21 protein-coding genes and 4 tRNA genes are annotated in these 23,404 nt (G+C 41.7%); 16 read left to right on the forward strand and 9 right to left on the reverse strand.

The genetic code is table 11. The annotated features are described in order from the left end of the window. The first annotated feature begins 12 nt into the window (after positions 1 to 12). The 5 genes from rpsD to FTV37_RS01285 all read left to right on the forward strand — a co-directional run bounded on the left by rpsD (position 13) and on the right by FTV37_RS01285 (position 4,686). Positions 13 to 639 carry a 30S ribosomal protein S4 gene (rpsD, locus tag FTV37_RS01265; protein ID WP_078189268.1) on the forward strand — a complete coding sequence of 209 codons (627 nt, stop codon included), beginning with the start codon at positions 13 to 15 and terminating at the stop codon, positions 637 to 639. Positions 640 to 656: 17 nt separating this feature from the next. After that, positions 657 to 1,664, forward strand: coding sequence for a DNA-directed RNA polymerase subunit alpha (locus FTV37_RS01270; RefSeq protein ID WP_004650465.1), 1,008 nt, complete (start codon positions 657 to 659; stop codon positions 1,662 to 1,664). Positions 1,665 to 1,682: 18 nt separating this feature from the next. Then, positions 1,683 to 2,048, forward strand: a complete 366-nt coding sequence (gene rplQ / locus FTV37_RS01275; RefSeq protein ID WP_005012953.1) for a 50S ribosomal protein L17 — start codon at positions 1,683 to 1,685, stop codon at positions 2,046 to 2,048. Between the two features lie 216 nt (positions 2,049 to 2,264). After that, entirely contained in the window at positions 2,265 to 3,755 is a 1,491-nt protein-coding gene (locus FTV37_RS01280; RefSeq protein WP_180062866.1) for an NAD(P)/FAD-dependent oxidoreductase, read from the forward strand. Between the two features lie 133 nt (positions 3,756 to 3,888). Continuing rightward, complete coding sequence (locus FTV37_RS01285) at positions 3,889 to 4,686, forward strand: alpha/beta fold hydrolase (RefSeq protein WP_373683549.1); 798 nt, start codon at positions 3,889 to 3,891, stop codon at positions 4,684 to 4,686. A gap of 43 nt (positions 4,687 to 4,729) precedes the next feature. On the opposite strand, the gene FTV37_RS01290 is transcribed toward FTV37_RS01285, so the two are convergent. Next, on the reverse strand, positions 4,730 to 5,902 hold the full coding sequence (locus FTV37_RS01290; protein ID WP_180055988.1) for an acyl-CoA dehydrogenase family protein: 1,173 nt from the start codon (positions 5,900 to 5,902) through the stop codon (positions 4,730 to 4,732). A 181-nt stretch (positions 5,903 to 6,083) separates the two neighbouring features. Between FTV37_RS01290 and FTV37_RS01295 the strand changes: the two genes are divergently transcribed. The 5 genes from FTV37_RS01295 to FTV37_RS01315 all read left to right on the forward strand — a co-directional run bounded on the left by FTV37_RS01295 (position 6,084) and on the right by FTV37_RS01315 (position 11,396). Beyond that, entirely contained in the window at positions 6,084 to 6,341 is a 258-nt protein-coding gene (locus tag FTV37_RS01295) for a succinate dehydrogenase assembly factor 2 (protein WP_078189264.1), read from the forward strand. After that, entirely contained in the window at positions 6,334 to 6,720 is a 387-nt protein-coding gene (locus FTV37_RS01300; RefSeq protein ID WP_078189263.1) for a hypothetical protein, read from the forward strand. Before FTV37_RS01295 ends, FTV37_RS01300 begins: the two co-directional genes overlap by 8 nt. A 519-nt stretch (positions 6,721 to 7,239) precedes the next feature. Next, positions 7,240 to 8,304, forward strand: a complete 1,065-nt coding sequence (locus tag FTV37_RS01305; protein ID WP_180021620.1) for a hypothetical protein — start codon at positions 7,240 to 7,242, stop codon at positions 8,302 to 8,304. 43 nt (positions 8,305 to 8,347) lie between these two features. Further along, entirely contained in the window at positions 8,348 to 8,920 is a 573-nt protein-coding gene (gene rrtA, locus FTV37_RS01310) for a rhombosortase (protein WP_168379122.1), read from the forward strand. A gap of 190 nt (positions 8,921 to 9,110) precedes the next feature. Continuing rightward, on the forward strand, positions 9,111 to 11,396 hold the full coding sequence (locus FTV37_RS01315; protein WP_180062867.1) for a TRAP transporter large permease subunit: 2,286 nt from the start codon (positions 9,111 to 9,113) through the stop codon (positions 11,394 to 11,396). A gap of 87 nt (positions 11,397 to 11,483) precedes the next feature. On the opposite strand, the gene FTV37_RS01320 is transcribed toward FTV37_RS01315, so the two are convergent. From FTV37_RS01320 to rnr, 5 genes are all read right to left on the reverse strand, one after another. Further along, positions 11,484 to 12,359, reverse strand: a complete 876-nt coding sequence (locus FTV37_RS01320) for a DMT family transporter (RefSeq protein WP_180008432.1) — start codon at positions 12,357 to 12,359, stop codon at positions 11,484 to 11,486. Positions 12,360 to 12,425: 66 nt separating this feature from the next. After that, positions 12,426 to 12,863, reverse strand: coding sequence for a hypothetical protein (locus FTV37_RS01325; RefSeq protein WP_111885422.1), 438 nt, complete (start codon positions 12,861 to 12,863; stop codon positions 12,426 to 12,428). Between the two features lie 16 nt (positions 12,864 to 12,879). Continuing rightward, positions 12,880 to 13,089 (reverse strand): YheV family putative zinc ribbon protein, encoded by a 210-nt coding sequence (locus FTV37_RS01330; RefSeq protein WP_171256675.1) that lies wholly within the window; start codon positions 13,087 to 13,089, stop codon positions 12,880 to 12,882. Between the two features lie 40 nt (positions 13,090 to 13,129). After that, on the reverse strand, positions 13,130 to 15,169 hold the full coding sequence (locus FTV37_RS01335) for a M3 family metallopeptidase (protein ID WP_180062868.1): 2,040 nt from the start codon (positions 15,167 to 15,169) through the stop codon (positions 13,130 to 13,132). 160 nt (positions 15,170 to 15,329) lie between these two features. Next, positions 15,330 to 17,747: a ribonuclease R gene (gene rnr, locus FTV37_RS01340; protein WP_180062869.1), complete on the reverse strand. Its 2,418-nt coding sequence runs from the start codon at positions 17,745 to 17,747 to the stop codon at positions 15,330 to 15,332. Positions 17,748 to 18,015: 268 nt separating this feature from the next. Here rnr and FTV37_RS01345 point away from each other — a divergent pair. The 4 genes from FTV37_RS01345 to FTV37_RS01360 all read left to right on the forward strand — a co-directional run bounded on the left by FTV37_RS01345 (position 18,016) and on the right by FTV37_RS01360 (position 18,853). Beyond that, positions 18,016 to 18,105 (forward strand) — tRNA-Ser (locus FTV37_RS01345). Positions 18,106 to 18,120: 15 nt separating this feature from the next. Further along, positions 18,121 to 18,197 (forward strand) — tRNA-Arg (locus FTV37_RS01350). Positions 18,198 to 18,242: 45 nt separating this feature from the next. Next, a tRNA-Arg gene (locus FTV37_RS01355) sits at positions 18,243 to 18,319 on the forward strand. A gap of 457 nt (positions 18,320 to 18,776) precedes the next feature. Next, a tRNA-Arg gene (locus FTV37_RS01360) sits at positions 18,777 to 18,853 on the forward strand. A 93-nt stretch (positions 18,854 to 18,946) separates the two neighbouring features. Here the strand turns inward: FTV37_RS01360 and FTV37_RS01365 are convergent. Further along, on the reverse strand, positions 18,947 to 20,251 hold the full coding sequence (locus tag FTV37_RS01365) for an SRPBCC family protein (protein WP_180062870.1): 1,305 nt from the start codon (positions 20,249 to 20,251) through the stop codon (positions 18,947 to 18,949). Positions 20,252 to 20,414: 163 nt separating this feature from the next. On the opposite strand from FTV37_RS01365, the gene FTV37_RS01370 reads away from it, so the two are divergent. Continuing rightward, complete coding sequence (locus FTV37_RS01370; protein ID WP_180008423.1) at positions 20,415 to 20,912, forward strand: YcxB family protein; 498 nt, start codon at positions 20,415 to 20,417, stop codon at positions 20,910 to 20,912. Positions 20,913 to 20,944: 32 nt separating this feature from the next. Beyond that, on the forward strand, positions 20,945 to 21,586 hold the full coding sequence (locus FTV37_RS01375) for a fumarylacetoacetate hydrolase family protein (protein ID WP_180062871.1): 642 nt from the start codon (positions 20,945 to 20,947) through the stop codon (positions 21,584 to 21,586). A 53-nt stretch (positions 21,587 to 21,639) separates the two neighbouring features. Here FTV37_RS01375 and FTV37_RS01380 read toward each other — a convergent pair whose 3' ends face one another. Both FTV37_RS01380 and FTV37_RS01385 read right to left on the reverse strand, forming a co-directional pair. Then, positions 21,640 to 22,428, reverse strand: coding sequence for a tetratricopeptide repeat protein (locus FTV37_RS01380; RefSeq protein WP_180062872.1), 789 nt, complete (start codon positions 22,426 to 22,428; stop codon positions 21,640 to 21,642). 81 nt (positions 22,429 to 22,509) lie between these two features. Next, a complete protein-coding gene (locus FTV37_RS01385) occupies positions 22,510 to 23,325 on the reverse strand; it encodes a helix-turn-helix domain-containing protein (RefSeq protein WP_180021632.1) in 816 nt (271 codons plus the stop codon). Between the last annotated feature and the right edge of the window lie 79 nt (positions 23,326 to 23,404).

Consider the following 23,404-nt stretch of genomic DNA (forward strand, 5'->3'; position numbering starts at 1 on the left):
GGAGAAACATTCATGGCTCGTTATATTGGTCCAAAATGCAAACTCTCTCGCCGCGAAGGGACAGACCTGCAATTAAAATCTGGCGTTAAACCATTTGACGTCAAAACAAAAAAAGCTGCTAAAGCACCTGGCCAACATGGTGGCGCTCGTGGCGGCAAACAATCTGAGTACTCACTACAATTACGTGAAAAACAAAAAGTACGTCGTATGTACGGTGTTTTAGAGCGTCAATTTAGTAACTACTACAAAGAAGCTGCTCGTGTTAAAGGCGCAACAGGTGAAAACTTGTTGAAACTTCTTGAAAGCCGTCTAGATAACGTTGTTTATCGCATGGGTTTTGGTTCTACACGTGCAGAAGCTCGTCAGCTTGTATCTCACCGTTCAATCACTTTAAATGGTCGTCGTGTTAACATCGCGTCTATCCAAGTTAAAGCTGGTGACGTTGTTGCAGTTCACGAAGGTGCTAAACAACAATTGCGTATCAAAAACGCAGTTGAGTTAGCGACTCAACGTGGCATTCCAGCTTGGATTGAAATTGATCATTCTAAATTGGAAGGTACGTTCAAAGCTGCACCAGATCGTTCTGATTTACCTGCTGAAATCAACGAAAGCTTGATTGTAGAATTGTATTCTAAATAATCCTTGAGGTAGCAATAATGACGCGTACTGCAAATGAGTTTCTAACTCCGCAAGCGATCAAGGTCGAAGCGGCAAGCGGGACCTCGGCAAAAGTTATTCTAGAACCATTAGAGCGTGGCTTTGGTCATACTCTTGGTAATGCTTTACGTCGTATCCTTTTGTCTTCTTTACCTGGCGCAGCCGTGGTTGAAGTAGAGATTGAAGGTGTCGAGCACGAGTACAGTACTTTGGAAGGCTTGCAGCAGGACATCGTCGAGCTCTTGCTGAACCTAAAAGGATTGTCTATTAAGCTGTTCGATCAAAATGAAGCTTATCTGACATTGGAAAAACAAGGTCCTGGCGACGTTACAGCCGCTGACCTTCGTTTACCACACAATGTTGAAGTGGTTAACCCTGAACACTTGATCGGTACTTTAAGTGCTTCTGGCTCATTAAAAATGCGCCTGAAAGTTTCTCAAGGTCGTGGTTATGAGACTTCTGATTCACGCTTCCCTGAAGGCGAAACTCGCCCAGTGGGTCGTTTACAATTAGATGCTTCTTACAGCCCAATCAAACGTGTGTCTTACACAGTGGAAAACGCTCGTGTAGAACAACGTACTGACCTTGATAAATTGATCATTGATCTTGAAACCAACGGTACTGTTGATCCTGAAGAAGCAATCCGCAAAGCGGCAACAATCTTGCAACAACAAATTGCAATTTTTGTTGATCTTCAGAAAGATCAAGCACCAGTTGCTCAAGAACCTCGTGAAGAAGTTGATCCGATTTTGCTTCGTCCAGTAGATGATCTAGAGCTTACTGTTCGTTCTGCTAACTGTTTGAAAGCAGAAAATATTTACTACATTGGCGATCTTGTTCAACGTACTGAAGTTGAGTTGCTTAAAACTCCTAACTTAGGTAAAAAATCGTTGACTGAGATTAAAGATGTTCTGGCATCGAAAGGCTTGCAATTGGGCATGCGTTTAGAGAACTGGCCACCGGCTAGCCTCCGCATGGACGATCGCTTTGCTTATCGTAGCCGTTAATTAAGTAGGACTATCACCATGCGTCATCGTAATAGTGGTGTGAAATTAGGCCGTACAAGCAGTCATCGTAAAGCGATGTTCCAAAACATGGCTAATTCTTTGTTCGAACACGAGTTAATTAAAACTACTGTTCCTAAAGCAAAAGAATTACGTCGTGTTGCTGAGCCTTTAATCACTTTAGCTAAAGTCGATTCTGTAGCAAACCGTCGTTTAGCGTTTGCTCGTACTCGTTCAGCTGCAACTGTTGGTAAATTATTTACCGTTCTTGGCCCTCGTTACAAAGAACGTAACGGCGGTTATCTACGTGTTCTTAAAGCGGGCTTCCGTGCAGGTGATGCTGCACCGATGGCTTACGTTGAGCTAGTAGATCGCGAAGTTAACTAATTTCGTGAAGAGCAGCGTACGTTGTTCTAAAAAAGGTCGGTTTTTAACCGACCTTTTTTAATGCCTGCAGTTTTGTATTGGCTGTATATTGTTAGACAATAATTCAATTTGTCCTTAAAAGATAAAAATAAATCGCCTTTTGCTTAAACTTGACATTGTGCATTGTCAAAAATGTGATTTAATAAATATAAATCTAAGATAGGTTAAAAGAACAACATGGAAAAACAAGTTGATATTCTCATTGTAGGTGCAGGGATCTCTGGTGTAGGTTTGGCTGCTCATCTTTCAAAAAATTGTCCAAATCGTTCATTTGAAATTATTGAACGACGTGAAAGTTTCGGTGGAACATGGGATCTTTTTAAATATCCGGGTATTCGTTCTGATTCGGATATGTCAACTTTTGGCTTCAATTTTAAGCCGTGGAAAAAATCTAGTGTGCTTGCTGATGGGTCTTCGATTAAAGGCTATCTTTCTGAAGTGATTGATGAATATAAGATCAAAGAAAAAATTCATTTTCAGCACCGTGTTGTGAGTGCGAACTACGATTCACAAACTCGTAAATGGTCTGTTGTTATTGAAGATGCGAAGAAGAAACAACAAACCTGGGTTGCAAATTTCGTCTTTGGCTGTACGGGTTATTATAATTATGACCAAGGTTTCCAACCTGAGTTTAAAGGGCAGGAAAACTTTAAAGGTACCTTCATTCATCCACAACATTGGCCTGAAAATTTTAATTATGCAGGCAAAAAAGTTGTGATTATTGGTAGTGGCGCAACAGCAATTACCCTTGTGCCAGCTATGGCAAAAGGCGGTGCAGGGCATGTGACTATGCTACAGCGCTCTCCGACCTATATTGCCTCAGTACCTTCTATTGACATCATTTACGACAAAATGCGTAAAGTATTACCTGAAGATGTTGCTTATAAACTGACCCGAGCACGAAATATCGGTGTCCAACGGGCTGTTTATGCTGTTGCACAAAAGCAACCTAAATTACTCCGTAAATTTTTATTAAAATCAATTGAGTTGCAGTTGAAAGGTAAAGTGGATATGAAGCACTTTACCCCAGATTACAATCCTTGGGATCAGCGCCTTTGTGTGGTGCCAGATGGTGATTTGTTTAAAATTTTACGCGAAGGCCGTGCATCTGTTGAAACCGATCAAATTGAAAGTTTTACTGAAAATGGCATTCAATTGAAATCAGGTAAACATCTTGATGCAGACGTGGTGATTTCAGCTACAGGTCTCAACATTCAAATTTTAGGTGGCATCAGTGCCACAATCGATGGTCAGCCATTAAATACCTCTAAGCATATGTTGTACCGTGGCGTGATGGTCAGTGATGTACCAAATATGGCGATGATTATTGGCTATATTAATGCTTCATGGACATTAAAAGTTGATATTGCTTCTGAATACATCTGTAAATTGATTAACTATATGGATCAAAATGGTTATAACCAAGTGATTCCACAAGGCGATGCGACCGAGTTGTTAGAAGACACAGTAATGGGAAGCTTGACTTCAGGTTATATTGCACGTGCGGCAGATGTGATGCCAAAACAGGGTAAACATGCACCGTGGAAAGTCAGCAATAACTATTTGGCAGATCGTAAAGAATTAAAGCATGCTTCATTTGAAGATGGAGTGCTGAAATTTGAAAAAAAGTCTGATCAAGTGGCTGCTAAACCCAGATTAGTTTCTTAAGTCTATTACATAAAAAAGGAGCATGATGCTCCTTTTTTTGCTTTAAATGAGTGACTTTAGGGTTTTATTTGATGCGCTTTATTTGTTGAAAAATATATGATGTTGAAAACAAGGAAAAACACACAGGGTTAATGTGAAGAATCAAGAACATTCAGAATTTATAAAATTAAATGATTATGAGCTATATACCAAAGCTTGGCAGCCTGAAATAGCAGATAATGATGCAACTTTGGCTCCGATTATATTGATGCATGATTCACTGGGGAGTGTGGATTTGTGGCGTGATTTTCCTGCGCAATTGGCTGCTGAGTCTGGCAGAACGGTGATTGCCTATGATCGATTGGGTTTTGGCCGATCGTCAGCGAATCCTCATCTATTAAGTACAGATTTTGTCTATGCTGAAGCGCGGCAGGGCTTTAAGGCACTTCTTCAACATTATTCCATTCAACAGTTTATCGTGATGGGGCATAGTGTTGGCGGGGGAATGTCAGTCGTCATTGCCACTACATACCCTGAACAATGTCATGGTCTGATTACCATAGCTGCGCAGTATGAAGTGGAAGAACTGACATTATCGGGTATACGTGAAGCCAAAACAGGTTTTGCGCAGCCGGGACAGCTTGAACGCTTGGCTAAATACCATGGGGATAAAGCCCAATGGGTTTTGGATGCTTGGACGGAAACTTGGCTTTCACCAAGTTTCCGTCAATGGAACCTCGAAGATTATGTTGGAAAAGTACAGTGTCCAAGCTTGATCATCCATGGAGAACTGGATGAATACGGGACGACAGCACAAGCTCAGAAACTTTTTTCGGGTATAAAAGCTGATGCAGAGCTAGAGATTTTGGAAGGGCTTCATCACATGCCGCACAAAGAGCAACCCGCATTGGTCGCTGCACTCATCTGTGATTTTGTGAATGATTTAAGTTGATATCGAAAGAATATAAAAGCCCATCCGATGATGGGCTTTGTTGTTATAAAGAACGGGAAATCAGCTCTTTCATAATTTCATTGGTACCGGCATAGATACGGTTGGCACGGTTGTCGATATAAGCCCGTGCAATTGGATATTCAAGCATATAGCCATAGCCGCCATGCAACTGCAGACATTCATCCACGACTTTGGAGAACATTTCTGAAATTTTGTATTTAGCAGCTGCGGCTGCGTCAATACCGAGCTGTTCCTCAAGTTGCAGCTCCATACATCGGTCTAGATAAGTTCGACAAAAATCGATTTCAGTGCGTAGCTCTGCCAATTTAAAACGGGTGTTTTGGAAACTAGATACGGTCTTGCCAAATGCCTTACGCTCTTTGGTGTATTGAACAGTGTGCGCAAAGGCTGCTTCTGCACCGGCTTGGCAAATAATCGCGACCAACATACGTTCCCAAGCCAATTCCTTCATCAGCATCATAAAGCCCATACCTTGCATGCCAAGTAAGTTGCTTTTAGGGACGCGGACATTGTCAAAGAACAGTTCACAGGTATCCTGACCTTTCATGCCAATTTTATTTAAAGGTTTGCCTTTGCTAAAACCGACGCGATCTGCCTCGACGATAATTAGCGATAAATTAGCTGAACCTTTTTCACTATTACCTGTCTTGCAGACCACAATTGCCATGTCACATAAATAGCCATTGGTGATAAAGATTTTTGACCCATTAATAATATAGTCATCGCCATCTTCTGTAGCGGTTGTGCGTACCGCTTGTAGGTCTGAACCTGTGCCTGGTTCGGTCATTGCAATGGCAGTCACGGTTTCGCCAGAAGCCATTTTCGGCAGCCAATGCAACTTTTGTTCTTCATTGCCAAAGTTATGAATGTAATTGGCCACAATGTCGGAGTGCAGTGAAAAGCCGGTAGAGGAGTCCATAGCATAGGCCTGCTCTTCAATCAGAATCATGCTATAGAGTCGGTCTACACCATAGCCGCCATAAGCTTCGGGCATGGTCGGGCAAAGCAAGCCCATGGCACCGGCTTTATTCCATAAGTCACGGTCAACATGTTGTTGTTTTTCATATTTTTCGATATTGGGCACAACTTCTTTTTCATAAAATTTTCGTACTGTTTCACGAAATGCATCATGTTCTGCATTAAATAATTGACGTGGCAGCATGTTATTGAGTGGGCGAATCGCTCCAGATTGCATTTTGAATATCCTATTCATTTTTATGGCTTTGTCTCAACTTATAAGATGCAGCGTGTGACTTCAATGTGCAGAACATTCAAAAGCAGGAAATGCGATGAAGCATTCGGTCAATCTGTGAAAACACTCCACTTCAATGGGGTGGATGAGTTACACTAGACGGGTTCAACGATTGGGGAAGACAATGACTGATGAAATCAGCTTAGAAGAGCGTAAAGTGATCTACCGTGCACGTCGTGGTTTAAAAGAGATTGATGTTTATTTTGATCCCTACGTCAAAAATTACTATTTACAAGCCGATGCAGCTGAAAAAGACATGTTTGCAGAACTCGTTGCTGCAGAAGATCCAGATTTGTTGGATTGGTTTATGGAAGTTAGTGAACCGCCACGTCCTGAATTAAAAACGTTTATTCAAAAATTAAAACATTACGTTCATGGATAATCGGCAATTCAAACTGAAACGCAGTTTTTTATCGCATGCGTTTCAGTTTTTTATTTTTGCGGTATTGATGACGCTGCTTTATCAGTTATTAACACCCATGCTTTGGGGGATATTTTTCCTCATTGGACTGGTGGTTTATGTATTGTTTTTCCGTAAGCATTTACACGTCACCAGTCTAGATTATTTGGATGGAACTGATTGGTCTTTGCAACGACTCAACCGCCCAGTGCAACGCGTTCAAATAAGCCATATTTTGGATCATCAAATGTATATTGTGGTGTATTTTATGCATGCACGTGCAAAACCAGTGATTATTTGGCGCGATCAATTGTCATTGAAACAGTGGAAATCACTCAAAGTATTGGCCAAAATGATCTAATTGTTAGACAGCCTTTATTTTTAAAATTCAATAAAATGCACATATTTCATTATCTTATATTGTGGGTAAAATAATCTTGTCTGACAGGATTGAAATTTATTGGCAAAATATTTAAATTGTCTGACAATTTTAAGCTGTGCGGTGATTCTCTGCCTATATATTAGCCTTACCAACAGCCGTTAAGGGAAATCATCATGATGATGCCAACTTGGATGTTTCTGGTAATAGCGATTGTGTTAGCAATTGTTATAGGACGACTAGGAACAGTGCTGAAGGAACAGTTAACTCAAAAATAAGCAGTCAAACGCTTTCACAGTTAATAAGTAGCATGTGCCGAACCGTCGCTATGCTACTTTTTTTTGCCTAAAATTTAGTCTTTGTAAAAAATCAGTCAATTGCATTCAGCGTGATTCATGGCACAGTGTGTCGTGCAAATTAGAGCAAATACTCTTTTATTCATTTTTTGCTTCTGATATGTTTGTCGTGATGGACATAAACACAATTATAGAGGACAGGAAAATGTCGAGCGTCCAAAAAATATGCCAGGGTGTGGCAGTTGTAGCAATAACAAGTACATTATTCGCGGGTTGTTCGCAGGTTGTAAAAACCGGTGCTAATGTTGCACTCGGATTTACAGAAAAACATATTGTGCCACCAATTTTAGCCATGGAAGATGCTGAAATGGTGTGTAATTCAGGTAATTCATTAACTCCAGCCATTATGGCCACCAAAGATATGGGCGCAGACCCAACACGTGTGGCTGTGTTGATGTATTCAGCAGCAGGGATTTGTGCAGAACAAAAAGCCTTGGATGCAGAGTTACGCTATTTACGTGCATCTAAAGCTAACCAAGTATCCGAAGCACAGGATGCTCGTGTTGAGCAAAAGCGTTGGGCGGCACTTGCTGCACAGCGTCAATATACCGGCTATCAATTATTTCAAGATCGTTTTGAAAAGAAGTATAAGAAAAGTCTAGGTGAAGGCTGTCCAAAAATGAACAGCGACATTGACCAAACAGTGTATATGTTGGGAATGTTAAGTGGCTTACAGGCCATGACCAATGATATTAACTCAGGTGGGGCGGTAAACGTTCCAAAAGACATTGCTGCGATTGTTGAACGCGGTATGGTATGTCTGAATAATGAAAAATTCTGGGGCGCACCAAATGCAACCCGCGCTGTGATCTGGACGTTATTGCCGGGTGCAGGTGATGGAAAACCTGATCCATACCAAACATTGAAACAATCTACGCAAATTGGTGAGCAAAAGGGTGTGAGACTGTCACATGCTTTATATGCGGTTGCTGCACAGGCCAGTGGCGATGATGCGAAAATCCGTGATGCCTTACGTACCTTTGCACAAGCGCGTAGCGATGAGAAACCTGTTAATCCACAATTTAAGCTCATCGATAGCATGGCTGAAACCATGGTGAAAGGGATTTCAGATCGTTATTGGACTGAACATACAGGCGTTCGTACGGCTGATGATGGTATGGAACATTTCTGGGATGAAAGTGCCAATAGTTCTGAACTCGATGATTTGTTTAGTGGTGATATTGAAACCAGTGGCACAGCTGCAAATTAATCTTTGCAATAGCGTTTAAAAGTGAGGTACAGGAGGAGCGAAAATGAAACTACAATTTTTAATACCGAAAATTGTCTTTCTTGCCGTATTCGTTTCGATCTGTGCCTCGCTACAGGTATTTAAAGATTATTTTATCTATTGGCAAGATGACTTATTTCATGATTTTTGGCGCTTATGGACCGCACATTGGGTTCACGTCGGTTGGATTCATTTTGTTTTAAATATATTGGCCTTTATTTGCTTACCGTTTATTTTCCCACGAGTTTCGACATGGCATTTTGTTGCCATTTTATTGATTTTATCTCCTTTAATCAGTCTAAGTTTCTATTTTTTCTTACCCGATATTGAAGCCTATGCCGGATTATCTGGTGTCTTACATGGTGCCTATGTCGCGGTCGCTTGTGTGCATTTGATGTATCGACGGGAGCGAAATTTTGCAGCCTTTGTATTGTTGCTGATTTTGGCAAAATTGGTGTGGGAAAATACCGTGGGCAATACGGGAACGGCTGAATTAATTGGAAGCCCCATTTTAGTCGAAGCACATTTATTGGGGGTGATTTGGGGCATTATCATCGCCTTGTTCTATCTTGTTGGCAATTATTTCTGGGATCGTTAGCTCACTTTAGGTGATTGGGTTGACAAAAAAAACCGAAAAGAAAATACATATTGTCATTTTAATGTTTTGAATATTGATGCAAATTTAAACGTAATAATAAAACAGTTAGGTCAGGGAAAGGAACTTCTCGAACCGATAAGGAAGAGGATGCTTAGTCCAGCTAGGCTCCAAAATAAAAATAGGAAGACTCATGCAAAATGATGCACAAAACATATCCAGCATCGTTGGTCTGTTACGTTATGTCTGGACAGAATGGATTTCGACTCTAGTCGTATTGATCTTGCTTCTGCTTACACTAATTATCGGTACAGGGGAGATGATCCATGGGCAGTTGCTCCGTATGGGAGAGCGACTGTATGGTGACCCTGCAACAGGTATGCAGTACTCTTTTTTAAGGGCTGAGCCTGCCAAGCCTGAATGTGACCGTAACCCGAATGTCGATGCGTTGGTGAAAACTCAAATGCAAGCCAATGCAGCAGATGAGTTTGCTGATTTTTTTGGTACGGCATCTGAGAATGACGTTCGTTCGTCTATTTTAGCGAGTGTGCAGCAGTGTGAAGAAAAGTATCAATTTTATGATAAAGCCATGCAACATATGGAGAAGCATCCGAGTATTCGCGCCTATCGTAATTTTGAAACAAGCTTCTTCGGTATCTTTAAATTTGGTACTGAAAATCGCGCCATTTTGTTGATTTTTATGGTGGTTATAGCTGCGATTAGTGCGACATTGAAAATTCATCATATTGGTCTACGCGGTCCTGCAACCAAGAAGGATTATCGTGTTTATAGCCTGATGATGAGCTTCGGTAATGGACTGTTAACCTACTCAAGTATCAGCCAATTCAATTCAGTGAAAAATTCGGGAGTTCCAATGACCACCGAAACTGAACTGATTTATTGGATGTGGATGACGCTGTTCTCAATCCTGACATTGATCAGTGTTTTGCAATTGTTTAGTCCGCCAAAAGATGCCAAAGAGGGCGGTAGTCTTAGTTTCGCGTTCCTAAGCGTGCCTTTATATGCGTATATGGCGTTGATTACAGGTATCGCCTTTATCTTCTTTATGGACTACCCGATGGGGCAAGGCATCTATTTAGGGCAATTGGTCGAGTTTTCAAGTATTTTCCTGAATCTAGCGTTATTCATTTGGGCGGGTATGTTGTTGAAGCAAACCCGTGTCGTAGATTTATTCTTGAATATTTTACGCCCATGGAACTTAGCTCCTGAGACTTTAACATGGCTGATTTTAATCGCAGCAGCATTGCCTACAGCCTATACTGGCGCATCGGGGATCTTTGTCATTGCGGCAGGCGCGATTATTTATAAGGAAGTGTGGAACGCTGGCGGACGCCGTCAATTTGCCTTGGCTGCAACAGCAATGTCCGGTTCGCTTGGGGTGGTTTTACGTCCATGCTTATTGATTGTGGTTGTTGCATCGCTAAATAAAGAAGTGACCACGGATCTGCTTTATCAATATGGTATTTATACGTTCTTGCTGACATCTACGATGTTTTTAATTGTGTCGTTATTTTTTGCAGAACATAAGTTCCGTATTGCTCAAGCCAATGTGGCAGCGCCGCAGTCAGGACGTGCCTTCTTAGCCGTTATTCCTTATATTGTGATTTTCGTGCTGATCTGGATGTTCTATAAATATTTATTGAATACAGATTTAAATGAATTTACTGCACCAGTCATGATGCCTGTTATTCTGCTGATGATCGTTTTAGTGGATAAATTACGTCATCAGCCAGCACCATTGTCAGCAGTTGGGCATTGGGATGAAACACTAACAGCAAATTATAGTGCGAATGCTGAACCTGCTTTAGCCGGCGCACAGGTTGCACATGCAGAATACCGTGAAGGATTACATGGCAATAGCACAGATGATGGGCAGGCTGCGAATCATACAGTGGCTCAATCCAGCTCTATGCAGATTCTACGTCAAGTTGGTTTTTGGAAGTCGATGCATATTTCGACCAGTGAAACCGTTGGACATATCGGTGCTTTGGTTATTTTGATGGCGCTTTCGGTAAGCGTTGGTGGATTGCTAGAGCGTACTGAAGTCATGAGTTTATTCCCAACTGATATCAGCAGTACTTTTTTGGTTATCACATTGATTGTCGGATTGATGGTCTTTGTGGGTATGATTATGGATCCGTTTGGCGCAGTCATTTTAATTTCTGCAACTATTGCTCCTGTAGCCTATCAATACGGTATTCATCCTGTGCATTTTTGGATGATTACACTCATTGGTTTTGAGCTAGGTTATGTTACGCCTCCAGTTGCATTGAACCACCTCTTGGCCCGACAGTCGATAGGGGATGCTGAAGTCAATGAAGCGGATGCTGAAGTTCGTCACTTGTCGTTTTATTACCGTTATGAACGTTGGATTTTTCCGCTGATTGTGCTGTTCCCTGCAATGTTGATTATTGCGTATCTGCCGTATTTCTTTAAGCTGTTTGGTTGGTATCAATAAATTAATTTTGAAGCATTAAAAAAGCACCTTCGGGTGCTTTTTTATTGAATAAGGGGCTGTGCATTTGATGGTAAATGGTTTGAATCTTTATGACTTTTTAAACTTATTTTGTAGGATTGGACTACAGAGCAAAATCGCTAAAAATATAAAAGCAAAGCCGAATAGGCTGTAAATGTCTGGCAGTTCCTGCCAAAGAACAAAGCCCCAAATACCTGCAAAAATAATCGTGATATAGTTCACGGGGCCAATTTGACCTGCGGGTGCGAGCTTATAGGCATTGGACATAAAAATTTGACTGATATTGGCCAAAAGTCCCGCTGTAATCAGAAAAGCTAACTCTTTTAAACTATAGGGACGCCAGAGCCAAAACATTGGGATCATGGAAATAAGTGTGCCAAAAAAGCAGAAATAAAACACAATGCGTTCAGGCGGTTCTGTTGCTGTAAGCGCACGGACAGTGACAAATGCCATGGCTGCCAAGAAGCTTGCGCTCAGTCCGATGAGTGATAACTGATTGAACATTCCTGCATCGGGCTTTGCGACGAAGAGCACGCCGATTAAACCAATGACTGCGGCAATGAGCATACTCAGGGTCATTTTTTCTTTTAAAAATAACCATGCAATTAAGGGGATAAAGATCGGTGAGGAATAGGTGAAGACCATGGCATTGGAGAGTTTTAAGTGTGCAATGGCATAAAAAAAGCCATACATTGCCACCAAGCCTACGATTGAACGCCATGTATGCATCCACAGTTTTTCAGTTCTAAAAAATGTGCTCCCTTTTTGCAGGATCAAAGGGAGAAAGATCAATAAGCCAACCGCATTTCGAAAAAATACGATGGTGGCATTATCTACCGTGTGAGATGCGTAGCGTATACAAACCCCCATGATGGAAAAAAGCAGCGCTGACAGCATGAGAAAGCCAATTGCTTTGGGGATATTCTGTGGTGTAGTAGTGGACATAACAAAAAGGCTAAAAAATCTGATGATATTCTAGCCTATAAGTACGCAGGGTGTAGCAGAAGTCGGTTATTTTGCTTGTTGTGCTAACTGGGCTTCGAGTAATTTAATTTGTTCTTCTTTCAGTTTAATCAGCTCATCTGCATCTGAATGCTGCTGTTTTAAGCTTTGTTCCTGATCATTCAATTGCTGTTGAATGTCATCTAATTTGGCAATTTCTTCTTTGGCTAAAGAGGCATTTTCAGGCACAGCTGCATCTAAAATGTCTTCTTCGACCAATTTAATGGTGTCAGTCTCTGCGGTAGGGACTGATGCTTCAGTTTCAGATTGGACAGGGACTGCAACAGGCGGTTTAGCCGGTGCAGCGACCATTTCTTCTTGAAGTACAGATTTATCAGCTGTACTGCTGCTTAACCATTGATATGCAAAAAAGATAGCAATCAATAACGTTAAGCCCCCAATGATTCCAACTAACAGTTTTGGATTATTTCTTTGATCTACTAGCATTATGTGACCTTAATTTTTATTTAGGCTGACGTGGCTTAAATTGGATCACACCGATATCGTCTGGCACGGCAGGTTGTTCAGGTTGATCGACATGAGTCGGTCGATTTTCACTGTAACCACAATCAATGCATTCGATCCATTCGTCTTCGCCAGAGGTCAGCATGACAACCCGGTCCATCGCTTGGCATTTTGGACATTTTGCACCTGCAATGAAGCGTCGTTTAATGGTCATCATACTTACCTTGAATCTAACTAAGGTCCCTAGTTTAAGCGTTTTTAGATGCGTTCGTCCAACCTTGATGACGCAGCAAAGCATCTATTTTTGGCTCGCGTCCGCGGAAATTGATAAATGCGTCAAGTGCCGTATCTTTTCCGCCAACTGCTAGAATAAATTGTCTAAACGACTTGCCAGTCGAAGTATTAAAAATTCCTTCATTTTCGAATCGGTCGAAGGCATCACTTGCCAAAACCTCTGCCCATTTGTATGAATAATAACCAGCAGCGTAACCACCTGCAAAGATATGACTGAAACCATGTTGGAAACGGTTGTACGAAGTAGTGGGTGCAACTGCATAGTTTTGACGAATATCATCTAGGGTGTGTTGGATGCCTGCAGCGTCCAAAGCAGGGTTGGCCTTATGGATATTTAAGTCAAACATGGCAAATTCAATTTGACGTAAAGTTTGCATCCCAGACTGGAAGAAACGTGCATCTTGCAGTGCTTTTAGCAGATCGGCTGGTAAAGTTTGTTTTGATTCGATATGTTCACTGAGTAAATCTAAACTTTCTTGATCCCAAGTCCAAAATTCCATGAATTGACTTGGTAGTTCGACTGCATCCCACGCCACTCCATGTGTACCTGCAACAGCAATGTTGTCGACTTCAGTGAGCATGTGATGTAAGCCATGACCAAATTCGTGGAACAGCGTCGTTACTTCACCATGGGTAAGTAAAGCAGCTTGCTCACCGACAGGTGGGGTGAAGTTGCAGACCATGTAGCAAATTGGTTTTTGCAGACCATTTTCAGTTTGCATCCGTGAACGGAAGCCACTCATCCATGCGCCGCCACGTTTACCGCTTCGTGCATATAGGTCAAAGTAAAAACCGCCAATCACGTTGCCTTGATCTTCAAGTTCAAAGTAACGTGCATCAGGATGCCAAACAGGCGCTTCACGCTCGATCACATTGATGCCATAGAGACGATTTACAATGCTGAACAAGCCTTGAATAATTTTAGGTGCAGGGAAGTAGGGCTTCAGGTCTTCTTGTGACAAATTAAACTGTTGAACTTTGAGTTTTTCTGAGTAGAAAGTGGCATCCCACGGTTGTAACTCAGTGATACCGTCTTGCGCTGCAATGGCTTTCAGTTCAGCGATTTCTTTCTCTGCTGGCGCACGCGCATGTTCTGCCAGTTCAATTAGGAACTGATCAACAGTTGCCACATCGGGTGCCATTTTGCTCGCTAAAGACAATTCGGCGTAGTTGCTAAAACCAAGCAGGCTAGCCATTTCCTGACGCAGCTTCAAGATTTCTTCCATGACTGCTGTATTGTCAAATTCAGCAGCGTCTGCCTGATCAGAAGCACGTGTGGTATAGGCTTTATAGAGTGCTTCACGGACTTCACGGTCTTCGGCATAGGTCATAATGGCAATATAAGACGGGAAGTCGAGTGTTGCTACAGCCTGTTCGAGTTCGCGTTGCTGACCGTATTGTTTCAGAAGTTCAATGCTGCCTTGAGGTAGTCCTTTGAGCTGCGCTTCTGTTAAAGGTTTGAAGTAGGCTTGGGTGGCATCCAATACGTGGTTGGAAAAGTCTGATGATAATTGTGAAAGGCGTGCAGATATTTCTGCATAGCGTTTTTTCGCTTCACCTTCTAAGGCTACGCCTGAAAGTTTAAAGTCTCGTAACGCAAGTTTAATTGCGCTTTGCTGTGCCGCAGGCAGCGTGTCAAATACACTGTTGTCATGTACGTGCTGATACGTTTGATACAACGCTGTGTGTTGACCTAGCTGCGTATAGTATTCACTCAGGCCGGGTAATAAAGATTGGTAGAGTTCACGAGTTTCAGCATTATTCATCACAGCATTTAGATGCGAGAGCACGCCCCATGCTTCACTCATATTGTTTTCAAGATCATCGACCTGTTCTAACGTATTCAGTTGTTTTTGTACCGAATCTGGAACAACCGTCAGTTCATTTAGAAATTGTTGACCGTGTTGAATCGCATTTTGAATTTTTTCTTTGAGTTGATCTAAGGTAATTTGATCAAATTGAGGAACGGGCAAAGTTGCCTTTTCTAAAGTCATATTTTCTACTTCATATAAATCCTGAGTTATTTATAGATGTAGGGTTTGTTACGGGTTAAATCAAGACTAAATCAGGAATTATTCATCTTCTGCAGAGGTCACTCAGCCTTTACTGACCTGAAGAATCAAAAAGAGCGCCGAAGCGCTCTTGATTTAAACCTTAATCCGCAGATGATTTTGCATTGGATTTTTTCTTTTTTACTTTTAACTTTTTCTTCACTTTATCTTTAGCCTTCGCTTCAGATTTGCTTGCAGATTTTTTAGCAGGCTTTTTACCGAATGAACTGGGCTTAGATTTCGACTTTTTGCGTCGTATGGGCTGTTCTCCATCTTCAGCAGCGTTGGTTTTACGTTCTGAAAAGACTTCTTCTTTGGCTGTAGGTTTTGCAACACGAGGGGCACGTGCGCGAATAGCGCGACCTGCATGGCTCAATTGTTGAATCAATTCAAAGTCGATTTTGCGCTCTTCTAGATTTACACCAGCAACTTTAATTTTCACTTCATCGCCGAGACTGAAAACTTGACCTCGAGATTGACCAATTAAGCTCTGACTTGGTTGGTTATAGACAAAGAAGTCATCACCCAATTGGCTGACGTGGATCATGCCATCAACATATAAGTCTTTGAGCGTTACAAACAGGCCAAATTCAGCAGTCGCACTGATGGTACCGACAAACTCTTCACCCAAATGCTGCTGCATGTAATGGCACTTCAACCATGTAGTGACAGAACGTGAAGCTTCATCAGCACGGCGCTCGGTCGCAGAGAAGTGTTCACCTGCATCATCCAGCGAAGCACCAGAAATTGGGTAAGGCTTTTTCTTCAATTGTGCTTTGATGGCACGGTGAAGTAACAAGTCTGGATAACGACGGATTGGAGATGTGAAATGCGTATACGCTTCATAAGCCAAGCCAAAGTGACCTGCATTGTTCGCGCCATAATAAGCTTGCATCATTGAGCGGAGTAAAACGGCATGAATGCTTGGAGCATCAATACGGTCTTTAGTGGCATCAATCACGGCTTGATAGTCAGCTTGAGTCGGCTGTTCAGGGAATGGAAGACCCAATAACTTCACAAAATCACGAACCTTTTGAATACGTGAGAACTCAGGTGGTTCATGCACACGGTACAGCATCGGAATTTCGTTTTTTAATGCATATTCTGCCGCTGCGACGTTTGCCAACAACATGCATTCTTCAATTAACTTATGTGCATCATTACGGCTACGCGGTAAGATTTCATTAATACCGCCAAGCTCATCAAAAGTCATATAAGTTTCAACGGTTTCAAATTCCATCGCGTGGCGTTCAGCACGTAAGCCTTTCAACACTTGATACAATTGGAATAGGGTATTGACCGATTTACGCACATCACGGTTTTCAGGAATGGCTTGACTATTACCCTCAAAATATTCGGCAACTTGGGTATAGGTCAAACGAGCTTTTGAATGCATCACACCCGGATAGAATTCAAACTTAGTGACACGACCCGCGCGAGATAAGTTTAAATCACAGACCATACATAAACGGTCTACGTGTGGGTTCAAAGAACATAAACCATTCGACAGCGCCTCAGGCAACATCGGCAATACAAAATGAGGGAAGTACACCGATGTACCGCGCTCTTGAGCTTCGTCATCGAGCGGTTTACCCGGACGTACATAATGGCTGACATCGGCAATTGCCACGACAACACGATAACCACCACCCGGACGTTTTTCCGCATACACGGCATCATCGAAGTCGCGGGCATCTTCACCATCAATGGTGACAAGCGCTAAATCACGTAAGTCGACACGATCTTCACGGTCTTGTTCTGAGGGTTCTTTAAAGCTGTCAGCTTCTTGTTGTACCGCTTCAGGGAATTCGTAAGGTAAACCAAACTCTAAAATGGTTTGCGGAATAATAATTTCAGTGTCTACTTTATCAGCCATCGACTGAACAATATGGCCTGTCGCAAATTCTTCTTTGGTTGGGTAGCTGTCAATCGCAATACGCACAGAGTCGCCGAGTTTGACTTTGGCATGCTCGATTAATTCTTTTTCTAAAGTAATCGGTTGGTGTGCATTGGGATTTGCCGGCTGAATAAAATATTCACCTTCATACTCAGACACTTTACCAATAATTTCTTTGACACGATGCTGTAGAACTTCAGTAATAAAGCCCCATGCCTTGCCTTTACGGTCTACCGACGTTTGGCGGACTTTAACACGGTCACCATTAAACACCTGACGCAACTCACGTTCAGGAAGTAAAAGGTCATCTTCACCGCTAATATTGGCTGTGCCTAAACCTTTTGAGTTGATATAAACCGTTGCTTCATGAGTCGGTTGCTCAGCTGCAAGCTGGAACTTAAATCCATCTTTCATCAACTGACCATCTCGAACCATCGCAATCAGACGATGACTCAGTGCATCAATACTTTTTTGATCGGCAATTTCAAAATGTTCTACAAGATCGGCATGCGACATTGCAGTTTTCAGTTGTTCAATCGTCTCTTGAATTAGAGTACGGCTTGGAATTGGATTGTCATAACGTTCGGCTTCAGCTTTTGCTTCAGGGTCGACCCAGTTTTTCATATGTATTTGGCTTCAAATCAGAAGATTAGGATTAGCATAAGTCATGCAAGCAGATACTGCACGCAATTGATTGCAATAAAGTGTTTTATGCCGATATTTTATAATGTTTAAAGCTGAAAAGTAGGGGACAGCAGCGCGTGCTGAACTAATTTTGCACTAATTTTTTGAAAATCGTTTAAAAAATATCTAATTGAGTAAAAAAATGAAAAAAATATAACGACTGTGCTTGCAGTCGTATCATGATCTTTGTATTATGGCGGCACGTTACGGTGAGATGGGTGAGTGGCTGAAACCACATCCCTGCTAAGGATGCATACGGGCAACTGTATCGAGGGTTCGAATCCCTCTCTCACCGCCACGATTTACTTATGTCGCGCTCATAGCTCAGCTGGATAGAGCACTTGGCTACGAACTAAGGGGTCGGGAGTTCGAATCTCTCTGAGCGCACCAATAAGTAAATCTGAAAACATAGTCTTTTAAGACGACACAAGTTACGCGCTCATAGCTCAGCTGGATAGAGCACTTGGCTACGAACTAAGGGGTCGGGAGTTCGAATCTCTCTGAGCGCACCAACTTGAACAAATTACCGCACATGTTGCGGTTTTTTTGTGCTTGTGATTTATCGCTTTGATATAGCTGTCTTTTGTTTGGATTCTATTAAGCGTTCTATTTCATAAAACTACCCATCAGTAAATTTCAATTTTGCTTATCTTCTATAGATAACCCTTTTTTCAGATATTCATAGTGATGCAATTTTTTTAAATCTAAGTTTAAAAAAGAATTGAGTGAGTTAAAGCAGTGATTCAATGATGGCGATAGATTTGTTATCTATCTTGAGCATTTATACGTGAGTATTGCTAAGTTTAAATTTCAAACTTGTGATTCAAAAGCCATTAAAAAAGTAAATCAGGATGATTTTGAACGTGTTTAAAGAGTAATTGTTTATTTGCTGTGCGTTTAGTTAAATTTATATGAAAAAGCTCTTAACAAAAAATAAAAATCACGTATAATGAGCCTCATCAAGACGTCGCGCTCATAGCTCAGCTGGATAGAGCACTTGGCTACGAACTAAGGGGTCGGGAGTTCGAATCTCTCTGAGCGCACCAACTTGATCAAGATTGAAAAAACCGCACATGTTGCGGTTTTTTTGTGTCTGAAATATAGCTAAAAACAATAAATTCAGCTTATCAATTAAGGTTCTAATTTAACTTCTGTTTAACTTTGAGTGCAAAGACCGTATTGCCCCCTAAAGCCGGTAACATGTCGTGATACGGCATACTGCGCATGGCGCGAAGTAAAAACGGTGCTTTGTCATCAATCTTCACCGCACTGGTCAATTGTAATAACGACCCTTGTTGTAAGGGGCGAATATGCATAGCACCTCGGACAAACTTTAAGGCCCCACCTGTTGCGGTGTATTGATTTTGCAATAAATCGGGATAGTTAAAACGCATTTTAAAATCGAAGGGAATATTGATCACACCTAAACCCACCGAAATTTTATAGTCGGCATCCATCAGGTGTGGATTAATTTTCTGTACTTGCATATGTTTGACTTGTCTTGGAAATAAGTGCTTGAACGAAGACACATTAATCCAACGCTGTAAGCTCGAAGGCTCTTGTGCATAATATTGAAAACTGGTGCTAAAGCGCATCAATTCATAATTTTGCCCAAAGGGAACGCGCTGCGCTGTCAAAATAAAGGACACAGGTTCTTTCGAGCTTTGACTTAATTGGGTGACTTTGTCGAGTTGAGAGGCATTCAATTTGAGTTCAGGCAATTGATTTGCAGCGAGAGTTTCACTGCTAAAGGCTTTAAATCGGCGCTGTAATGATTCGAGTAAAAAACCATTGGTTCCCGCAGGAATCCCTAATTTGGCATCGGGTAAGGCATTTAATATTTTGCTAAACAAAAAACCTTTGGGCTGATTTAAATCGCCCCATTGGGTCACACTAATCAAGGTGTGTTGTGCATCGATCTCAAACCATTCAATTTTTCCTGCACCAAAGGGCACTGGTGCTTCTAGAATCAAACTATTAATGCTGTTGTGATCAATTTGGTGCTGCATCACCACGGTTTCTTTAAAGTTTAAAACCGGAATTGGTGTTGGAATATGGATGCGATATTCAACTTGGCTGGTTGAACCTTGCTGTTGCAAAACCTCAGCAGATTTTAGCGTGGGAAATAAGCCGGCATAGTTTGGATAATTACTGAGTAATCTCGCCACATTTTTGCTGTTGGTTGGGACAACCACGGCGGCACTTTGAAATTTACCAATGACTTTTTGGCCTCCTTTAATCGTGGGCAGACTAATCTGCTGTGAGGGATGTGCAAAAATCACGATGTGATCACCGGCAAGATTTGCCAAGGCTTTGGCATTGCCATTAAATAAGTCCAAACTACTAGGGATCTGGGGTTGCCATTGAACGAACTTGGCCCAACTGGTCGATATACTCAGTCCACTCAGAAACACCAGCACCATGATTATTTTTGTTATCTGCATGTCACATCCTGCGTATGCAATCTTTTATTTGTTGCTGTTTTTAACGTATTTCTAGGTGGAAGGGAAGTAGTGAAGTGTTACAACCGACCATTAAAAAGCATGAAGCAAGTTTGAATTGTGGTGTAGTATTTAGCGCAATTCATTTTTAAATATTCATACGCTTATGTCTGAAAATCTACCTGCATTATCGCTGCGCTATTTTTTAAATCTAGAAGAATCACAGGATGGTTTTGCACTAGCTACTTTTGGCAAAAAGCAATTTACGCGTTTTTTAACGCCAGCCATTAGCCTTGGGATTATCATCTGGGGTTTTTACTTAGGTGTAAATGGTGTCGGTGCCTACTATGTTGGGCTGGGTGCTTTCTTTTTACTTCTTCAAGGTATCATGCGTTATTGGTTTTTACCGATGATGTTTAAACGCCAGTTTGTAAAATACCAATTAGGAAAAAGTGAACAAGGTATTGATTTATTTCAAGACTATGCAGAAATTCATGCCAATGGTCGTAAGAATATCTTCCATTATGCTGAAGTGGCCAATTTTGCTGAAGGCAAATTGACCTATATGCTTGAGCTGAAAAATAAAACCGTGATTATTGTGCCGAAAAGTGCATTTAAAGATACTGCGGACCAAGCGATTTTTAGCAATACTTTTCAGCACTAAGACAATCTATTCATAACAAAACAGGGAGTAGTATGCAGTCACGTCCATCTAAAATTGTTTGCGTCGGTCGTAGTTATGCAGATCATGCCAAAGAATTAGGCAATGCAATTCCTGACCGTCCTGTGCTTTTTATGAAGCCGCCAAGTGCATTAACCGCATTAGAGCAAGGCATCACATGGAATCCTGCATGGGGCAGTTGCCACTATGAATGCGAATTAAGTTTACGTATTGATCGTCCTTTATCGGCTGAAACTGATCCTCTCAAAGCCTTAGAAGCAGTTGGAGCTGTGACTTTGGGCCTAGATCTGACCTTACGTGATCTACAAGATGATTTAAAGAAAAAAGGTCAGCCTTGGGAGCGTGCCAAAGCTTATGATGGTTCTTGCATCCTTGCGGATTGGGTCGATGTCCAAGAGGTGGTTCAAGATTGGAAAGATGTGCATTATACCTTGCATGTCAATGATGAATTGTGTCAGAACGGTGATACTGCTTTGCTGATTTTTGATGTGGGTACTTTGTTGGCCGATATTAGCCAAGTGTTTAGTCTTGAGGCGGGTGATGTGGTCATGACGGGTACGCCTGCAGGTGTCGCGGCACTACAGTCAGGTGAGCAGTTGAAAATGACCCTAAAAGGCAAAAATCAGGACTATGTCTGGACAACCTTTGTCAAATAATCTGTGAAAGAAATACAAAAAAGGCTGCTTAATGCAGCCTTTTTTTGATTGATTTATTCAGTGCTACTTGATGGCGGTGGCTCATTTGGTTGTAAAGGACCAGTGTCTTTCCATGTTTCATAGGTGTCGGCCATATGCTGTGAGCCGGTGTCTCCCAATGCACCTGCTTTGGCATACCATTGTCGCGCTTTTTCACCATCTCGAATGTCATAATGATAATAATGTGCCATTTTCATCGCCGCGTCAGCATCTTGCCCTTGTTCTGCGGCATAGCTTAAATATTCAGCTGCTTTGTCGGGTGTTGACGAAGGATGTTCAGAAAAATAATGTTGATTTCCCAAGACTTTGATCGCTTCGACATTCTTTTGTTTGGCTGCTTTTTCATACCAAATTTGCGCTTGGTGCTTATCTTGAATTAAGCCTTTTCCAGTGTCGTACATCCAACCAACGGTATATTCAGCAGCAGGATCATGGGTCTTTTTTGCAAGGTCTAGCACCCAGTGTGCAAGGAAAATATTGCCATCTTGCTGCATCTTTCGAATCACTTGATCTGCATGCGGGTTGCCTTGATAAGCTTGGGTCATCAACCATGCGAATGCGTCCGTAGTGCCTTGATCCGCAGCAGCTTTGTACCAATGTACACTTTGTTCGATATTTTGTTCTGTGCCCGTTCCACTGAGGTATAAATCACCCACTTTCATTTGTGCAGTCGCATCGCCCGTTTGAGCGGTTTTGAGTGCAGATTTAAATTCACGCTGTTCTTTGGAACTACAAGCCGTTAAAAATACGGCAGATAAACACAGCGCTAAAATGGTTTTTTTATTCATTCGAAATGGAGTCATTATCATTCTTTGTGGATTTTTTGATCTTAGCGGATTGTTGAATCACTTTATAGAGACCCTTATAGCTAAATTTAAACAAATTTAGGGCTTTAAGGCAGATTTTCTAAACTGATCTGGGGTGCAAAGCATCCATTTTTTAAACATATTAATAAACGCCGAGGCATTGGCATAGCCAAGTTCTAAGGCAATATTTTCGACGGTTTGGCCTGCGTTGAGCATGGACATGGCTTTCATAACTTTGAGACGTTGTCGCCATTCATGCAGTGACATCCCGAGTTCTTTTTGACAATATCGCGCCAGAGTACGTTCCGTCATATTTATCCGCTTTGCCAATTGCTCAAGCGTGCTCTGATCTGCAGGATGTTGATGTAAATAATCAAGCAGCTGTTTGAGGGCAGGGTGATCCGAATGCGGTAAATAACTACTGACCAGTTTGGCTTGACGCAGTTGATCTAAGATCACATGGAGTAAGCGTTGATACTCGGCCGTATTTTCCATGAGATCGGCATGTTGATGCAACAGACGCAAATGGCTGAATATCGCTGTAACTAAAGGTGAGCTGAGTAAAAGCCCCGGTTGTTTCGGCAAGTAGGTGCATAGAGATTCATGTACATATAAGGTTCCATGTGAAACCGCAGTACGATTTAAACCACTGTGTTCTAAATGTGGGGGAAGCCAGATACCATAAGGTGGAGGGGTAATATAGTCTATTTGATTGATGTTTATTTCCATCACGCCATTAAAGGCATAGACAAATTCACCCCAAGCATGCCCGTGGACGGGATAAACAGACAGTGCAGGATCATCACGAAAACTGATCCACAGGGCTGCTTGAATTTCATCGTTGGTGGGTAGTTGTTGGAACTGTGTATGATCTGCACGAGCTTTATGACGCATGAGAAATTTTGCCTGAATAAGAAGATCACTTGTCTATTTTGAAGTATATATTTTATTTCTGACAGTTCTATAGTGTTGC

Source organism: Acinetobacter sp. YH16042 (genome assembly GCF_013417245.1).
Lineage (GTDB): Bacteria > Pseudomonadota > Gammaproteobacteria > Pseudomonadales > Moraxellaceae > Acinetobacter > Acinetobacter amyesii.